The organism is Pseudobutyrivibrio sp. JW11, assembly GCF_900115355.1.
In the GTDB taxonomy this organism is placed as follows: Bacteria; Bacillota; Clostridia; order Lachnospirales; family Lachnospiraceae; genus Pseudobutyrivibrio; species Pseudobutyrivibrio ruminis.
Map to the genome: position 1 here is coordinate 28,595 of NZ_FOWB01000002.1, position 15,841 is coordinate 44,435.

General features: G+C 39.8%; 18 protein-coding genes. 16 read left to right on the forward strand and 2 right to left on the reverse strand.

The window, feature by feature from the left end:
- Nucleotides 1-8: 8 nt before the first annotated feature.
- The 7 genes from BM102_RS02320 to eno all read left to right on the forward strand — a co-directional run bounded on the left by BM102_RS02320 (nt 9) and on the right by eno (nt 6,371).
- On the forward strand, nt 9-599 hold the full coding sequence (locus BM102_RS02320; RefSeq protein ID WP_090478584.1) for an MptD family putative ECF transporter S component: 591 nt from the start codon (nt 9-11) through the stop codon (nt 597-599).
- A complete protein-coding gene (locus BM102_RS02325) occupies nt 599-1,303 on the forward strand; it encodes an energy-coupling factor transporter transmembrane component T (protein ID WP_090478585.1) in 705 nt (234 codons plus the stop codon). Before BM102_RS02320 ends, BM102_RS02325 begins: the two co-directional genes overlap by 1 nt.
- The gene (locus BM102_RS02330) at nt 1,300-2,880 is read left to right on the forward strand and encodes an ABC transporter ATP-binding protein (protein WP_143085451.1); all 1,581 of its coding nucleotides are present in this window, start codon (nt 1,300-1,302) and stop codon (nt 2,878-2,880) included. Before BM102_RS02325 ends, BM102_RS02330 begins: the two co-directional genes overlap by 4 nt.
- Complete coding sequence (locus BM102_RS02335; protein WP_090478587.1) at nt 2,870-3,307, forward strand: GatB/YqeY domain-containing protein; 438 nt, start codon at nt 2,870-2,872, stop codon at nt 3,305-3,307. The genes BM102_RS02330 and BM102_RS02335 overlap by 11 nt, the downstream gene beginning before the upstream one ends.
- Nucleotides 3,308-3,776: 469 nt before the next feature.
- On the forward strand, nt 3,777-4,247 hold the full coding sequence (locus BM102_RS02340; RefSeq protein ID WP_090478589.1) for a flavin reductase family protein: 471 nt from the start codon (nt 3,777-3,779) through the stop codon (nt 4,245-4,247).
- 15 nt (nt 4,248-4,262) lie between these two features.
- Nucleotides 4,263-4,856: a nitroreductase family protein gene (locus tag BM102_RS02345; protein ID WP_090478591.1), complete on the forward strand. Its 594-nt coding sequence runs from the start codon at nt 4,263-4,265 to the stop codon at nt 4,854-4,856.
- 216 nt (nt 4,857-5,072) lie between these two features.
- The gene (gene eno / locus BM102_RS02350) at nt 5,073-6,371 is read left to right on the forward strand and encodes a phosphopyruvate hydratase (protein ID WP_044937917.1); all 1,299 of its coding nucleotides are present in this window, start codon (nt 5,073-5,075) and stop codon (nt 6,369-6,371) included.
- Between the two features lie 55 nt (nt 6,372-6,426).
- Here the strand turns inward: eno and BM102_RS02355 are convergent, their stop codons facing one another.
- Nucleotides 6,427-6,813 carry a DUF1284 domain-containing protein gene (locus tag BM102_RS02355; protein WP_090478592.1) on the reverse strand — a complete coding sequence of 129 codons (387 nt, stop codon included), beginning with the start codon at nt 6,811-6,813 and terminating at the stop codon, nt 6,427-6,429.
- Nucleotides 6,814-7,612: 799 nt separating this feature from the next.
- Here BM102_RS02355 and BM102_RS02360 point away from each other — a divergent pair.
- The 4 genes from BM102_RS02360 (at nt 7,613) to BM102_RS02380 (ending at nt 11,525) form a co-directional block, all read left to right on the forward strand.
- Entirely contained in the window at nt 7,613-7,987 is a 375-nt protein-coding gene (locus BM102_RS02360; RefSeq protein WP_090478594.1) for a hypothetical protein, read from the forward strand.
- On the forward strand, nt 7,921-8,859 hold the full coding sequence (locus BM102_RS02365) for an IS3 family transposase (protein ID WP_143085452.1): 939 nt from the start codon (nt 7,921-7,923) through the stop codon (nt 8,857-8,859). Before BM102_RS02360 ends, BM102_RS02365 begins: the two co-directional genes overlap by 67 nt.
- Nucleotides 8,860-9,311: 452 nt before the next feature.
- Nucleotides 9,312-10,262, forward strand: coding sequence for a DnaJ domain-containing protein (locus BM102_RS02375; protein WP_090478599.1), 951 nt, complete (start codon nt 9,312-9,314; stop codon nt 10,260-10,262).
- A 150-nt stretch (nt 10,263-10,412) separates the two neighbouring features.
- Nucleotides 10,413-11,525, forward strand: coding sequence for a hypothetical protein (locus tag BM102_RS02380; protein ID WP_090478602.1), 1,113 nt, complete (start codon nt 10,413-10,415; stop codon nt 11,523-11,525).
- Between the two features lie 48 nt (nt 11,526-11,573).
- On the opposite strand, the gene BM102_RS14150 is transcribed toward BM102_RS02380, so the two are convergent.
- Entirely contained in the window at nt 11,574-11,981 is a 408-nt protein-coding gene (locus BM102_RS14150) for an SHOCT domain-containing protein (RefSeq protein WP_242942893.1), read from the reverse strand.
- Between the two features lie 186 nt (nt 11,982-12,167).
- On the opposite strand from BM102_RS14150, the gene BM102_RS02390 reads away from it, so the two are divergent.
- The 5 genes from BM102_RS02390 (at nt 12,168) to folE (ending at nt 15,841) form a co-directional block, all read left to right on the forward strand.
- The gene (locus BM102_RS02390; RefSeq protein ID WP_090478608.1) at nt 12,168-13,196 is read left to right on the forward strand and encodes a glycoside hydrolase family 5 protein; all 1,029 of its coding nucleotides are present in this window, start codon (nt 12,168-12,170) and stop codon (nt 13,194-13,196) included.
- 11 nt (nt 13,197-13,207) lie between these two features.
- Nucleotides 13,208-13,966 (forward strand): SDR family NAD(P)-dependent oxidoreductase, encoded by a 759-nt coding sequence (locus tag BM102_RS02395; RefSeq protein ID WP_090478610.1) that lies wholly within the window; start codon nt 13,208-13,210, stop codon nt 13,964-13,966.
- Between the two features lie 193 nt (nt 13,967-14,159).
- Nucleotides 14,160-14,579 (forward strand): 6-pyruvoyl trahydropterin synthase family protein, encoded by a 420-nt coding sequence (locus tag BM102_RS02400; protein ID WP_090478613.1) that lies wholly within the window; start codon nt 14,160-14,162, stop codon nt 14,577-14,579.
- An 8-nt stretch (nt 14,580-14,587) separates the two neighbouring features.
- Entirely contained in the window at nt 14,588-15,256 is a 669-nt protein-coding gene (gene queE / locus BM102_RS02405) for a putative 7-carboxy-7-deazaguanine synthase QueE (RefSeq protein WP_090478615.1), read from the forward strand.
- A 12-nt stretch (nt 15,257-15,268) separates the two neighbouring features.
- Nucleotides 15,269-15,841, forward strand: a complete 573-nt coding sequence (folE, locus tag BM102_RS02410) for a GTP cyclohydrolase I FolE (RefSeq protein ID WP_090478618.1) — start codon at nt 15,269-15,271, stop codon at nt 15,839-15,841.

A 15,841-nucleotide genomic window follows, 5' to 3' on the forward strand; every position in this document is an offset into this window, starting at 1 on the left:
GGAAGAAAATGGATAAGAAAAAATTGACAGCAAAGGATTTTATTACAGTAGGAATTTTTACAGCAATTGTATTTGTAGTGGAGTTTGCATGTGGCATCCTTGGTTTCATTCACCCATACATCGTAGCGTCATATGTCGTGATGATTCCTATTGTTGGCTCTATCCCTATGATGCTTTTTTACAGCAAGGTAGATAAGTTTGGAATGATTACAATTATGTCAGTATTAATTGCAATCATCATGTTTGTTACAGGAATGGGATTCCTTGGAGCACCACTTATCATTCTGGCGGGTGTAGTTGCCGATTTTATTGCAAAAGCCGGAGATTACAAACAGTTCAAAATGATTTCCATTAGTTATGCTGTATTTTGCCTGTGGATTTGCGCCAATTATTTTCCTGTAATTGTGACTGCAAATTCTTATAGAGAATCCCTTCTAGAAGAGGGCTATTCAGCAGAATACACAGACAGTTTGTTTAGAGCAATCAACAGCAAAACTATATGGGTTCTTTTGATCCTTTGCCTTATTTTTGGATACATCGGTTCATATATCGGGAAAATAGTTGTAAAGAAACATTTTGAAAAGGCGGGAATTGTTTAATGGAAATCAAGCTAGATCCACGAACGAAAATTTATATGATTTTTGTGGTATCTGCCATTGTTTTGATGAGTGCCACCACGCCATTTTTGTGGGGTCTTAGAATTCTAACTACCATGGTGCCTATCGCACTTCTTATTGCAGAGAAACGCTATGCCAGCGCATTGCGTTTCTTTGCGCTGTATATAAGTGCGTTGATTCTGACTTTCTATTTCTTATCATCGGAATCAACAGGACTAATCAGGGCATTATTGACAGGTTATTGCGGTATTATTGCACAGTTTTTACCTGCATTCATTACTGCCTGGTATGTAATTCATTCTACAAAGATAGATGAATTTATGGCGGCAATGCAGAAAATGCATGTTCCAGATGGCATCACCATCTCTCTTGCAGTGGTCATGAGATTTTTCCCAACCATCAAAGAGGAATATGGTTCTATCAGGGATGCCATGAAGATGAGAGGAATATCACTGGCAGGCGGCAATGCAGCGAAAATGGTTGAATACAGAATGATTCCCCTGTTATTTTCATGCGTCAACATCGGTGACGAATTGTCGGCAGCGGCCATCACCAGAGGACTTGGAGGGGAAGTTAAAAGAACCAGTGTTGTGGAACTTAAGTTACATGTTTTTGACTGGATTTTGATACTCTTGTTTTCAATCGCAACAGTTATTTTTGTTTTGAATAAGTACATTTTATTATGAAGAATATAATCGAAATTAAAGACGTAAGTTTTCAATATAAGGGGTCAGAGGAAGGCCTGCTAAACAATGTTTCTCTTAACATAGCACAAGGTGAAACTGTACTTTTGTGTGGAGCATCTGGCTCAGGAAAGACTACCATTATCAGGCTTATCAATGGCTTGATACCGCACTATTATCCAGGTGATTATAGCGGTACAGTTCTTGTGGATGGACATGAAATAAAAAACACTGAGCTCTATGATTTGGCAGGTGTGGTAGGTACTGTCTTTCAAAATCCAAGGAGCCAGTTTTTCTCGGTTGATACCGATGGAGAGATAGTATTTGGACCAGAAAATATTGGATTAAATCCTGATGAAATCAGAAGACGACAGGACATGGTCGTAAAGGATATGAATCTGGAAAAACTCATGGGCCGAAGCCTCTTTGATTTGTCAGGCGGCGAAAAACAAAAGATTGCCTGTGGCTCAGTGTCGGCACTTTTGCCAAATGTTATTCTTCTGGATGAGCCTTCTTCCAATCTGGATTGGGACGCTATCAAGGACTTGAAAAATGAAATTGTCAAATGGAAGAGTGAAGGCAAGACTATCGTAATTTCGGAGCACAGATTATGGTACTTGAAGGATTTGCTTGACCGAGTTATCTACATGGACAATGGGGAGATTGCCGGCGAATACAATGGAGATGAATTCTTCGCATTTACGGATTCGCAAATAAGAAGTCTAAAGCTTAGGCCAGTGAAAATCGAAGAGAAATATATAGACAAGTTTAGTGACATATCTTCAGGTCAGAGCGCACTGAGAAATTTTAGCGATTATGGGAATTCTATTAAGCTGAAAAACTTTTATTTTACATATAAAAGAAGGCCATACATTTTCTGGAAGAAAAAGCTATCGGCTGAGGATGGGGATATTCTAAATCTAAATCTGCCTGAGCTTAATCTGCCAAAGGGAAACGTGATAGGTGTCATTGGAAGAAATGGCACAGGTAAGTCTACATTTCTTAGATGTCTCTGCGGCCTGGAAAAGGACTGCACAGGAGAAATCATTTATCGCAATAAAAAGTATCATGGTAAGGATTTGACTAATATAAGTTATCTCGTTATGCAGGATGTGAATCATCAGCTTTTTACAGATAGCGTAGAAGCTGAAGTGATGCTTTCGATGAAAGAAAAGGATACCGAAAAATGTAATGAAATCCTTGAGAGATTGGGGCTGCTTGAATTCAAAGACAAACATCCCATGGCTTTATCCGGAGGTCAAAAGCAGCGAGTTGCTATTGCATCTGCCATAGCCGCAGGGGCAAAGCTTCTTTTATTTGACGAGCCAACATCAGGCTTGGACTATTCTCATATGGTGAAAGTGGCTGAGCTCTTGAAGGAGCTGGCTGCCAGCGGAAGTACTGTGTTAGTATCCACCCACGATCCAGAGCTAATCGAGCTTTGCTGCAATCACATCATCCGAATAGATGATGGCAAGGTGGTTTCTTCAGATTTCTGTAATTGCGCCATGGATTTACGCATTGATAAGGACTATAATCTAGGTAATAGATTAGAGGAGGATAATGAAAATGCAGTTTGAAACATTACAAAAAGACATGGTTGCAGCAATGAAGGCAAGAGATAAGGCAAGAAAAGATGCTATTTCTTCATTGGTTTCTGATGTAAAGAAGGCCGCTATCGACGCTGGCACTAGAGATAACATTGCAGATGATTTGGTAGATCAGGTTATTCTCAAGTCATTAAAGACAGCAAAGGAGCAGCTCGACACATGCCCTGCTGAGAGAACAGATTTAAAGGAAGAGTACCAGTTTAGATATGATGTAATCAAAGAGTATGCTCCAGTAATGATGAGCGAAGACGAGATTCGCGCATTCCTTCAGGCAAACTTCGCAGAGGTGCTTGCTTCTAAGAACAAGGGCGCAATCATGAAGGAAGTTATGCCAGCTCTTAAGGGCAAGGCAGACGGAAAAGCCATCAATATGATTGTGGCTGAGCTTTGCAAATAAGTTTTTTGCTTGGAATTCATGGATTTGTTGGGCAAAAGTATTAAAAAAGATAATTTTTTAATATTAATACTTGATGAAAAATTATTTTTATACAAATATTTAACAATGTAGAAGAAAAGATGCCTCTAAGGTATTAAATTCAGTAATATTTGAATTTTAATACTTAGGGGCATTTTGAACATATGCTTTAAAGGGGAATTTTGGTATTAAAAATTAAATATAATGTATTTTAATACTTTTGATTTTCAAAAATAGATTTATATCTATGGATTAAGCAATAAAATATCTAAATACTTTGAACTACAATAACGTAAGATATCATTATTTTTGAACTGATACATAACTCCTATTTACTAACTGCAATAATAAAGAAATTATTAAAATTGCAGTTCTCACCTAGAATTATTAGTAATAAAACAGTACTATTGTTTTATATTAATTGCGTACAATAAAAGGAGGATAATTACTTATGGAGTTTAATACAAACATTTTTGAGCAGTACGATAGAAAGTGGGCGTTGCTTACTGCAGGGGATAAGGACAAGTTTAATACTATGACAATTAGCTGGGGTGGTCTGGGAACTCTTTGGAATAAGCCAGTTGCTACAGTTTACGTGAGAACATCTCGCTACACAAATGAGTTTATGAAGGACAACGATTATTTCACTGTTAGCTTTTATCCAGAAGAATGCAAAAAGACTTTGGGAGTCCTTGGTTCAAAATCCGGTCGTGATATGGACAAGATTCATGAATCTGGCCTTACTCCAAAGGAAGTAGAAAATGGCGTTACATTTGCAGAGGCAGAGGTTACACTTGTCTGCAAAAAGATGATTTGCCAGAGACTTGAGCCTGCGAATATGATCCCAGAGATTGCAAAGCAGTTTTATGAGAATGAGGCTCAGCATGACATGTATGTTGGAGAAGTTGTTGCTATTCTATAATTTGGAGGTAGATGTATGGAAGCATTAGAAGCCATTCTTTCTAGAAGAAGCACCAGAAAATACACTGAGGAAATGCCATCAAGAGAGCTTATTGAAAAGGTTATTGAGGCAGGCAGATTTGCGCCAAGCGGATCTAACAGCCAGACAACTCATTTTATCGTAATTACGGATTCAGCTGTCCTTGATGAATTAAAGGATCTAGTTAAATCAGAGTTTGCAAAGATGGAGATTACAGAAGACACATACATTTCTATCAAAAACTCTATTAATGCAGCTAAAACTGACAACTACGTATTTTGCTACAATGCGCCTGTGTTTATAGTGACAGCAAATCGCAAGGGATATGGCAATGCTATGGCAGATAGCGCTTGCGCCCTTGAAAATATGATGGTTGCTGCAAATGCACTTGATCTTGGTTCATGCTGGATCAATCAGCTTCACTGGCTTGATGAAAATGAAGCCATCAGAAAGTTCATGATTGAAAAGGGCTTAGGCGAGGACGAGACAATCACCGGCGGCCTAATCCTCGGATATCCTGATAGCGAAGATGGACTTCCTTCTCGCAAGCCTCTTGAAAGAAAAGGAAATCCAGTAAGCTGGGTAGAGTAATTAAATACATTTACTTTTATTGAGAAAAATGCTCAATAAGGTGAGCTAAATATCCTTGAATATGATAAAGAGTTCTGTTAATCTACTTGTAGTTAGCGAGGTCTAACTGTGTGTAAATCATTGCGGAACTCCTTTTTGTATTGTTAAGTGCAGCTGCTACCTGCCTTAACAATATGGAGTTCTAAAAAACAAATTCATGTGAAAGGATGGATAGTTATGGATTACTTAGAAATTGAAAAGGTTATTGGTAGAGAAATCCTCGACTCAAGAGGAAATCCTACTGTTGAATGCGAGGTCACACTTGTTGATGGAACAGTTGGACGCGGAATGGCTCCTTCAGGTGCATCTACAGGAGAGTTCGAGGCACTTGAGCTTCGTGACGGCGATAAAGGCAGATACTTAGGAAAAGGTGTTACAAAGGCAGTTGCAAATATCAACGGACCTATTGCAGATGCAATTTGCGGTATGGATGCCTCTGATATCTATGCAATCGACGCAGCTATGATTAAGGCAGATGGCACAAAGGATAAGTCAAACCTTGGTGCAAACGCAATCCTTGCAACATCAATTGCTTGTTGTAGAGCTGCAGCTACATCACTTGATATTCCTCTTTACAGATTCCTTGGCGGTATTCAGGGCACTAAGCTTCCAGTTCCAATGATGAACATTTTGAATGGTGGTGCTCACGCTGATAGCGCTGTTGATACACAGGAGTTTATGATTATGCCTGTTGGCGCTCCTTCATTTAGCGAGTGCTTACGCTGGTGTGCAGAGGTATTCCACGCACTTAAGGCTATTCTTAAGGAGATGGGAGATGTTACAGCTGTAGGTGATGAGGGTGGTTTCGCTCCAAATTCACTTAAGAATGATGATGAAGCTATCGAAGTTATCTTGAAGGCTATCAAGGCTGCAGGCTTTGAGCCAGGTAAGGACTTCATGATTGCTATGGATGCAGCATCTAGCGAGTGGAAGTCAGAAAAAGGCAAGGGCTTCTATCATCAGCCAAAGTCAGGCAAGGACTTCACAACAGATGAGCTTATCGATCACTGGGCAGCACTTGTAGACAAGTACCCAATTATCTCTATCGAAGATGGTCTTGATGAGGAGGATTGGGAAGGCTGGAAGAAGATGACAGCCAAGATTGGTGATAAGGTTCAGCTTGTTGGTGATGATCTTTTCGTAACAAACACAGAGCGTCTTTCAAAGGGTATCGAGAACGGATGCGGTAACTCAATCCTTATTAAGCTCAACCAGATTGGTTCTGTTTCAGAGACACTTGAGGCTATCAAGATGGCTCATAAGGCTGGCTACACAGCAATTTCTTCACACCGCTCAGGTGAGACAGAAGATACAACAATTGCTGACTTAGCTGTAGCTTTGAACACATGCCAGATTAAGACAGGTGCTCCTTCTAGAACAGAGCGTGTTGCTAAATACAACCAGCTCCTTAGAATTGAAGAGCAGCTCGGTGGCGCAGCAGTTTACCCAGGAATCAAGGCATTCAATGTAAAATAATTCCTATTTGCATTAAAAAAGCAGGTTTCTCACTTTCGAGTAAACCTGCTTTTTATTATTCTTTATTGGATTTCTCGCAGATGTAATTCCATCCGCAGTCACCACAAATCTCAGCTCTAAGACCAGTATCAATTATCTTTGTTTTTACAGTTGAGATGAAGTCCTGGTATTTTATCTCGGCGCCATTGGAAATTCCGCATGCCTTTAAAACTTCATTATCGTATTTACGAACTTTATCCTGTGAAGTGCATATGCCAGATTCGTTATTAGGACAGTTCTTGCAGACGATATCAGTTTCAACCTTCAGTGTTATCAGCTGAGTTGGATCTTCCTCCATCTCATAAATGATGCGCCCCATATGATCAGTGAAATCCTCGCTATATCCCTTTCCCTCATAGAATTGAAAGCACATTCCGTGGTGTGGTCTAAGTATTTTGCTCATGATGCCTCCTCCCTTTAGGATTTTTAGTATAGCACAATGTAAAGGCTTTGGCAGAATTGCCTTTTTTGTTCTTTCAACCTGCTACACCACAGCATATCAGTCTACGGCCCAGCATCAAGAGCAAGGCCTTCGGCGCTTCGCCTCTTGACCCTGTTCCTTTGACTGATATGAGGTAGTCAAGCAGGTTTGAAAATGGGACTGTGGCAAAGCCACGAACACCAGGGGAAGGCCTGGAGACACGAAGAACAGGAGATATGTTGAATTTTCGTGTCTACAAAAAAGCAGAAAGACACGAAGAATTGAGAAATCCTGAGATTTACGTGTCTGAAAAAGAACGGAAAGACACGAAGAATCGTGAAATCCTGAGATTTTCGTGTCTATGAGAGAGTAGAAAGACACGTAAAAAAGAAGAATGGTCAAATTTTCGTGTCAGAAAGCGATGCGATAGACACGAAAAAAAGAGTATTTAAGTAATTTACGTGTCGAAGGAAGAGATTTTCGACACGAAGAAATGGAGTATAGAGGAATCTTCGTGTCGGAGCAAGGGACCAGCGACACGCGAAAGTAGGAAAAGTGAAAATCTGCGTGTCTTCTAGAAGGGTGAAAAGCACGCGGAAAAGTGAAAATGATGAAAACGCGTGTCTAACAGAAGAGAGAAAAACACGCGGAAATAGAAAAAGTGAAGTGGTAACGTAAAAGTAGACACTACACGCATTATGTAGACATCTGTATTTTATAAAGGTAACATCTATTTATAAAAGTATTCTTGTTTACATAATCAAAGACAGCGAGGTGCTATATGCGATACTCTAAAGAACAAAAATTAGACATAGGACGCCAGATTTATAACCATGAATTAACCAGAGCGGAGGCAATGGAAAAATATGGTTGTAAAGGAACTTTTCTGGATACAAGCATCAGAGCTTATAAAGAATCCATTGGGGTTCCTACATCTACAACAATCAATGGAAAAAAATCTAAATGCAGCAACATAACTGAGCTTTCTTCCAAAGAGGCTGATATTGATGCATATATGGCAATGTCTAAAGAAGAACTTATTGATGAACTTATCAAAACCAAAGCAAATGAACTGCGAGCAAAAAAAGGATACGAAGTGAAAGGAGTTGGTGTAAACAAGGAGTTCATTTCTTTAAACAACAAGAATACGAAATAATTTTTGAACTGTCTGGCAAGTTCCCTGTAAAACATTTATGTAAGGTACTTGATGTTAACCGTAGTGGCTTTTACAAGTGGAAAAAGCGCCTTGAGCATCCTTCTGACAAAATGAAATCATTTGTCAGTGACATGCTTGTGTTCAAAGAATATCATGCTAAGTATCCATCTCACGGATACCGTTGGCTTAATGCAAAAATAAGACTTGATACAGGTCTCATTATGTCTGATCAACGCGCTCACAGGATATGTAAAGCGGCTGGGATAACAAGTATTGCAAAGCATTATAGATACAAAAAGCCAGGAGATCCATACAAAGTATTTCCAAATCTTTTATTAAGTGGCATGAATATCAATGGTCCAATGGAATGTGTTGTAAGCGATATGACCGCATTCTGTCTTGGTGGAGTTTACTATGAGCTAACACTTTATATGGATTTATGGAACAATGAGATTCTTACTTATTCATTGTCATCAAAGCGTGGAGATAGAAGAACGTATATCAGCGGCCTTAATGAGCTTATAAATATCAAATCTCAATACCCTGACCTTCAGATGATTCTGCATACCGACCAAGGGTCCGTTTATGCATCTAAAAACTTTAATGAAATACTGCCACTTTATAACATAATTCACTCTATGTCCCGTGCGGGAACTCCTACTGATAATGCTGCTATGGAAGCGATTAATGGTTGGATTAAGGCAGAGATATTTAGTGATCTACATATAACAAGCAATGCCACCATTGAAAAAGACATTGCCAGCTACATAGTGTTCTTCAATGAAGAACGCCCTGCCTACTCTCTGAGTTATCTGACTCCAAAACAGTATCGAGAGTATTACAGTGGAGAAACTATGTGTAAAAACACGTAAAACTGTCTACTTTTGCTTGACTAGTGCAAAAGTATGAATTGGCGTGTCTGGAAGAGGAAGAAAAGACACGCCAAAAGAGAGAAAATGTAAAACGGCGTGTTTGGGAAGTGGAAACTTGACACGCGGAATTGAAGTTATAGCAAAAGCGCGTGTCTCTGGCCTCCAAAACAGACACGCCGTATTGCAGAAAGCTCCAATCCGCATGTCGCCACCTACTCATAGACTTGCGGCTCTGCCACAGTCCAAGTTTCAAACCTGCTTGACTAACATGTATCTGCCAAAAGTTATGAAGTCAAGGGAGCGAAGCTCCGAAGGCTTGCCCTTGACTGAAATAACTTGGCAGATATGATGTGTCTAGCAGGTTGAAACAAAAGATGTTCATTTATAAAGTAATGAATTAGAATATCTTTTATAATTGGTTCAATATAAAACAGAACTACAGGAGCACCCACATGAACAAAAGCCAAGCGCGTAAAATCCTGGGGCTGGATGGCAGCGAGGATAAGCGTGAGATAAAAAAGAAATATAGAAAGCTGATGCATGAGCATCATCCGGATAATAGCGATTCTGATGATAGTAAGCTGGCGGCAAAGATTAATACAGCCTATGAGCTGATTATGAAGGATTATGCCGACAGCACAACCAATTCTGGAAACCAAAGTAACAAATCGAATCGCAGCACCACAAAAAGAACATCGCGTCCTAAGCACAGGCCTTGGTCTGCAAAGGAAAACAAGAACGCCTTTTGTGCAAGGCCAATCCTGCATGAGGTGGAAGATTTTGAAGGGAACAACTTAGGCACTATCGAAATCGCTAGAGGTAAGTACATATGGACTAAGGATGAAGAGTTTGCAATGTTTTTAAAGAGCATATATGAAACCAGTAAAGAGCTTCTAGACAATGCCAGACCTTCACTTTTCTTTGAATTGCCAGAGATAATTAAGCAAAAATACCTGGCGGATATCACGTACCTTTTAACCGGCCAATTTATTGATAGCACGCTTACCTTAAATGAACTGGCACTTGTGGAAGCAGATTCTTATAAAGTGAATGCTATGGTAGAGCTGGAACCCGGTGCAACTCCACCAAAGCCTGGCAGTATGCTTTATCCTGCGGGCGTTTCTAATCACAGGCTGTTTCTTAGAAATAAGGTGGGAGAGATTATAGGCTACCTAAGCTTTAAGGATGACAGACTTTACTATGTAGTCATCCCGCTTTTTGAGCAGAAGAAAGCACAGGTGAAAATGGTAGTGGTAGATGATATTCAGAAAACACGTAGAGGCAATAAGTACGTTGATTTAGACTTGTGGATCAGGATTCTGCCAACTGAAACATCGGCTGTAGAAAGTACCAATAATCAAATACAAGCATTATTAGATAAGTATGCTCACGAAGGTTTCTAATATATCGTAAATGCGATAACAGAAATTTCAAAATATCAGAAAGTATGAAATAACAGTGAACTTTTACTTATACCACTAGTATGTAAATTTTGTTGTGCTATTATGTTAGGAGCAGATGTGCACAAAGCTAATTAAATGAGGAGAAACAAAATGAAAAATAAGGTATTTTCAATATTAATTTGCTCTATGTTGCTACTTTCGGCTTGTGGAGCGAACAACGCTGATAACAGTGTTAATAATGAGACTGCAGGGGAGGCGGAATCATCAGAGACACAAACAACAGAGAATAATGCCACAGCAGCTGAGACAGGAGAGGTTCTTTCAAATTCTCTGTTTTCAATCACAATGCCTGCCGACCTTGAAGGCGTATATGAGGCAGAGGTTGAGGATCAGCAGATTACTCTTTATCACAAAGAGTCAAGAGATGCTGGTTACAATGGTATGGCATATACGATATGGGCAAGAGAGATGCCACCAGAGTTCTACGGCGGCCCTTATGTTAAAAAGGGTGAACTTACTGATGCAGATGGAAAGCAATACGAGGTTGTATTAGGATATGCAACTGAAGTTCAATGGGATTTTGAAACATACACAGAGATGCCAGAGGACTTCGAAAAGCTATACAATACAGCGGAGGATGTTATTGCTAACATGACCGGTGTTAACGGTGCAACTTTTGAATATCTTGCAGGAACCAAGGGCGAAGACCTTTATGGTGATATCGTTGCAAAATATCAGACTGCACTTGATGAAGGATGGGATGCATCTAAGCTTGAAGAGAATGGCATGAGCCCAGAATTCTACAGCATAGGTCAGACAGATGGTGCTTCAGGTATAGGTATTGCTTACTACGATACTGATAAAGATGGCGTCGACGAATTGTTCGTAGGCACACTTGTTGATGACGAGCTGAGAGGTTCTATCTACGATATCTACACAATGGTAGATGGCGAACCAGCACTCGTTGCTTCTGGAACAGCCCGCAATAGATTCTATGTTTATAGCGAAGGTATGATTGTAAATGAGTATTCAAGCGGCGCACTTGAAAATGGCAAGCTTGTATATTGCATGGAGCCAAACTCTTCTGAACTGATGTATCAGTGGGGCACCAAAATCGATGCTTATACAAATGAAGATCAGCCTTGGTTCATAAGCTACATGGAAGATGAATGGGAAAATGTTACCGAGGATGAATTTAATTCAAGAGAAGCTGCTTCAGAGGATTACACAGATCTTGAATTTACTGCTTTATCAGATTTCTAAATGATAAAAATTAAGGGTACGTACTTATTGGTACGTACCCTTTTTGTTTTAGTTAAGAATCTTAATTCCACCAAGAATAGGAACTGGTTTCTGCTCGTCATTGCAAGCACCAACTAATGCCATAATCCAAAGAACAACCATAACAATCCACCAAACCCATCCAAGTACTGGAATAGCACAAGCGAAGAAGAAGAGGTTGATTACAAGAGCTTGATTGATGTGGAACTTAGCTCCCTCACGATCACCTACAAGAACTGCGATTAAGAATCCAATCCATGTAAGGTATGCAACAATACCTGTTGTGTGTGCGCTCATGCTTGCTGATGAGCTAGTTGTGATAGGTGTTGCATTAAGCAAATCAGCTTTTTTTTGTTCAAATTCTTCCTCTGTGATAACTCCTTGGTCAAGCAAATCCTTATACTTTTGGATTTCCTCTGCTGCTGAAAAATTACTCATATCTTTCCTCCCTAATTTAAAATATCTGTCAATTATTGTATCACTCTTTAAAAGCTGAGTCAGTAATAATTTAATATTTTTACCAATTACGAAAAATATCATGTCTTCAGTTACTTAAACGTTTACGAAAATCCCTCATTTTATTAGAATATAACTAGTTTAATAACATATAAGGAGAAGGATATTATGAAAACATTTGAAGGTTATATCCACGGAATCAACCTGGGAGGCTGGCTATCTCAGTGCGTCCACACAAAGGAGCACTACGATTCATTTATTCATGAGGAAGACATTGAGACAATCAAGAAATGGGGGATGGATCATTTCAGAGTTCCTGTAGATTACGAGCTTGTAGAACGCGGCGCAGGGGACTATAAAGAAGATGGCTTCCAGTATCTTCAAAACGCAATCGACTGGGCTGGCAAAAATGGATTGAACATGGTTCTTGATTTGCACAAAACAGCAGGCTTTAGTTTTGATGAGGGAGAGGCAGAGACTGGCTTCTTTGAAAATGAAGAATATCAGGAGCGTTTCTATCTTCTTTGGGAAGAGTTCGCAAAGAGATTTGGAAAGTATTCTGATCGCCTTAGCTTTGAGCTTTTAAACGAGGTTACTAAGAAGGAATACTGCGATACATGGAATAGAATTTCCCGCACATGTGTGGAGCGTATCAGAAAGTATGCACCAGACATTAAGATTCTCATCGGCGGATATTACAACAACGCAATTGAATCACTTAAAGACATTGCGCCACCTTATGATGAAAATATCGTTTATAATTTCCATTGCTATGAGCCACTGATTTTCACACATCAGGGTGCATATTGGATTCCTACAATGGACAATGATTTCAGAATGCCATTTGATGTTACATACAAGGAGTACAAGCAGAATACTCGAAACAATCTTGAAGGCTTCACTATTAACTTTGATTCTTACAATGAGAATGATAAAATTGGAATAGAGTTCTTTAGAGACTTGGTAAAGGAAGCCGTTCGTGTGGCAGATGAAAGAAACGTTGCTCTTTATTGTGGAGAGTTTGGGGTTATCAATCTTGCATCTCCAGAGGACAGCAAGAAATGGTACGAAATGATTTGCAAGTGCTTCGATGAGTATGGCATTGGCCGTGCAGCATGGAGCTTCAGACAGATGGATTTCGGTATCGAAGATGAACACATGGCTTCCGTTAGAGACGATATTTTGAAAATGATTTAATAGGAGGCTTAATGAAGACAGCACTTATTACAGGAGCAACATCAGGCATCGGCCTTGAGTTTGCCAAAAGACTTGCAGACAGAGGCTACAGACTGATTGTCACAGGACGAAGAGTAGACAGACTTAATGAACTTGCAGAGCAGGTAAATGTTCCTGTGGAAATAATCGCAGGTGACCTTAGCAAGAAAAAGGAATGCTTTGCCCTTCTTGATAAGCTGAAGGAGGAGCGCATCGATGTATTTATCAATAATGCAGGATTTGGTGTGGCTGGTTCATTCCTTGAAACAGATATTGATAGAGAAGTTTCTATGATAAAGGTCAATGATGTTGCTATGCACATCCTCTTTAAAGGAATTCTTCAAAAGATGGATGCAGATGGTGCTGGTCAGATTTTAAATGTGGCTTCATCAGCAGGTCTTCTTCCGGGCGGCCCATACATGGCTGGCTATTATGCAAGCAAGGCCTATGTCACAAGCCTTACTCGTGCTGTTGCAGTAGAGCTCAAGGAAAAAGGCTCAAAGGTAAAGGTTTCAGCTCTTTGCCCAGGGCCTGTAGATACAGAGTTCAATGACAGAGCAGATGTAGTTTTTGCATTGAAGGGAATCAGCCCAGAAAAATGCGTAGCAGAAGCGCTGAAGGGAATGGATAGAGGCAAAACAATTATCGTGCCAGGCTTTGGTATGAGACTTGCCATGGCTTTCCAGCATTTGCTACCAATTCCAATTCTCGTCAAGCTCACAGGCCATCAGCAGAAAAAGAAACTTGGCTAAAGGGTTGCATTTTTTCAAGTATGGGTTTATCATACAGAGGCTTTAATAATTAAATAGGACAGTTCGTTTGTACCATCCTGTCCCTAAACAAAACCAGGACTAATTTTTTCTATATGAAATCAATTAGGCTGTAGGTGCGCATCTACAGCCTTTTCTTTTTGAGAAAATCAGGTCCTGTTTCCGGAGGAAATCAATGTATTATTTAACTGCAGAAGCATCATTTGACGGCGCTCATTTTTTGAGTGGCTACGAAGGTAAGTGTTCTAATCTTCATGGTCATCGCTGGAGAGTGATTCTTAAAATAAAGGCTAATGAGCTTCAGGCTGAAGGCCAGCAGCGAGGCATGGTTGTAGATTTTGGTGATGTAAAAAATGCTCTCAAAAAAGAGACAGATTTCTTTGATCACTCATTTATATATGAAGAAGGATCACTAAAGGAGACAACTGTTGCAGCTCTCAAGGACGAAGACTTCCTTATGAGAGTGGTTCCTTTCAGACCTACAGCAGAAAACTTTTCAAAGTATTTTTATGAGAAGTTTGAGGAATACGGCTTTGAGGTTGCTGAAGTAACTGTATACGAAACTCCAAACAACTGCGCAAGCTATAGCAAGTAGGAGGAGTTATGTCGGTATTTAATGTAGTAGAAAAATTTGTAAGTATAAATGGCGAAGGCCAGCATGCAGGAGAGCTTGCAGTGTTTATCAGACTTCGTGGCTGCAATCTAAGCTGTAGCTATTGCGACACCAGATGGGCTTGCACGGCCGATGCACCTGCAGAGGAAATGACAGAAACACAGATTGTGGACTACGTCATCTCTACTGGCGTGAAGCGTGTTACCCTAACAGGTGGTGAGCCACTTCTTTCGCCACATGTTATTGATTTGCTGAAGGCATTTGCTGAAAACCCTGATATTTTTGTTGAGATAGAAACAAATGGAAGTGTTGATATACACCCATTTGCTTGTATAGATAATCCGCCAGCATTCACTCTTGATTACAAGCTGGCAGGTTCGGGAATGGAAGATAAAATGCTTCTTTCAAACTTTGATGTTCTTACAGCAAAGGACACAGTCAAGTTTGTTTGCTCTGATGTAAGTGAGCTTGATAAGGTTTGCAAGATTGTTGATGATTATCGTATTTCCGATAAATGTACTTGCTTGATTAGTCCTGTGTTTGGACGAATTGAGCCAGCAGATATGGTTGATTATCTGATTGACCACAAAAGAAATGATATAAGATTGCAGTTACAGCTTCACAAATTTATTTGGGATCCAAATAAACGAGGCGTTTAAGAGAGGAAAGTCATGGCTATAAATAAAGAGCTTATTAAAGAAAGCATTAGAAATATTATTATTGCCCTTGGTGATGACCCTGAAAGAGCAGGTCTTAAGGAGACTCCTGATAGAGTTGCTCGCATGTACGAAGAAGTTTTTGAGGGCATGAATTACACAAACGGACAGATTGCAGAGATGTTCAACAAGACCTTTGATGAGGACTATTACGATGAAACTAATCAGGATCTTGTTTTTGTAAAGGACATTGAAGTTTTCTCATATTGCGAGCATCATCTTGCGCTTATGTATGATATGAAGGTCAGCGTTGCCTACATTCCAAATGGCAAGGTAATTGGCCTTTCAAAAATCGCACGTATCGCTGATATGGCTGCAAAGCGTCTTCAGCTTCAGGAACGTATCGGCAACGATATTGCAGAAATCATCCAGATGGTTACAGGTTCTGAGGATGTGGCTGTATTTATCGAAGCAAGCCATAGCTGCATGACAGCACGTGGAATCAAAAATGCCAGTGCAAAGACTCATACACAGACATTAAGAGGTCGTTTCAAGACTGACAGAGATTTACTTCAGAGATTATTATAA

Coding starts and splice junctions, on each gene's coding strand:
- BM102_RS02330 (WP_143085451.1), top strand. CDS start 1,300: ATGAAGAATATAATCGAAATTAAAGACGTAAGTTTTCAATATAAGGGG.
- BM102_RS02355 (WP_090478592.1), bottom strand. CDS start 6,813: ATGAGCAAAATACTTAGACCACACCACGGAATGTGCTTTCAATTCTAT.
- queE (WP_090478615.1), top strand. CDS start 14,588: ATGTCGGTATTTAATGTAGTAGAAAAATTTGTAAGTATAAATGGCGAA.
- BM102_RS02335 (WP_090478587.1), top strand. CDS start 2,870: ATGCAGTTTGAAACATTACAAAAAGACATGGTTGCAGCAATGAAGGCA.
- BM102_RS02340 (WP_090478589.1), top strand. CDS start 3,777: ATGGAGTTTAATACAAACATTTTTGAGCAGTACGATAGAAAGTGGGCG.
- BM102_RS02380 (WP_090478602.1), top strand. CDS start 10,413: ATGAAAAATAAGGTATTTTCAATATTAATTTGCTCTATGTTGCTACTT.
- BM102_RS02320 (WP_090478584.1), top strand. CDS start 9: ATGGATAAGAAAAAATTGACAGCAAAGGATTTTATTACAGTAGGAATT.
- folE (WP_090478618.1), top strand. CDS start 15,269: ATGGCTATAAATAAAGAGCTTATTAAAGAAAGCATTAGAAATATTATT.
- BM102_RS02360 (WP_090478594.1), top strand. CDS start 7,613: ATGCGATACTCTAAAGAACAAAAATTAGACATAGGACGCCAGATTTAT.
- BM102_RS14150 (WP_242942893.1), bottom strand. CDS start 11,981: ATGAGTAATTTTTCAGCAGCAGAGGAAATCCAAAAGTATAAGGATTTG.
- BM102_RS02345 (WP_090478591.1), top strand. CDS start 4,263: ATGGAAGCATTAGAAGCCATTCTTTCTAGAAGAAGCACCAGAAAATAC.
- eno (WP_044937917.1), top strand. CDS start 5,073: ATGGATTACTTAGAAATTGAAAAGGTTATTGGTAGAGAAATCCTCGAC.
- BM102_RS02325 (WP_090478585.1), top strand. CDS start 599: ATGGAAATCAAGCTAGATCCACGAACGAAAATTTATATGATTTTTGTG.
- BM102_RS02395 (WP_090478610.1), top strand. CDS start 13,208: ATGAAGACAGCACTTATTACAGGAGCAACATCAGGCATCGGCCTTGAG.
- BM102_RS02375 (WP_090478599.1), top strand. CDS start 9,312: ATGAACAAAAGCCAAGCGCGTAAAATCCTGGGGCTGGATGGCAGCGAG.
- BM102_RS02400 (WP_090478613.1), top strand. CDS start 14,160: ATGTATTATTTAACTGCAGAAGCATCATTTGACGGCGCTCATTTTTTG.
- BM102_RS02390 (WP_090478608.1), top strand. CDS start 12,168: ATGAAAACATTTGAAGGTTATATCCACGGAATCAACCTGGGAGGCTGG.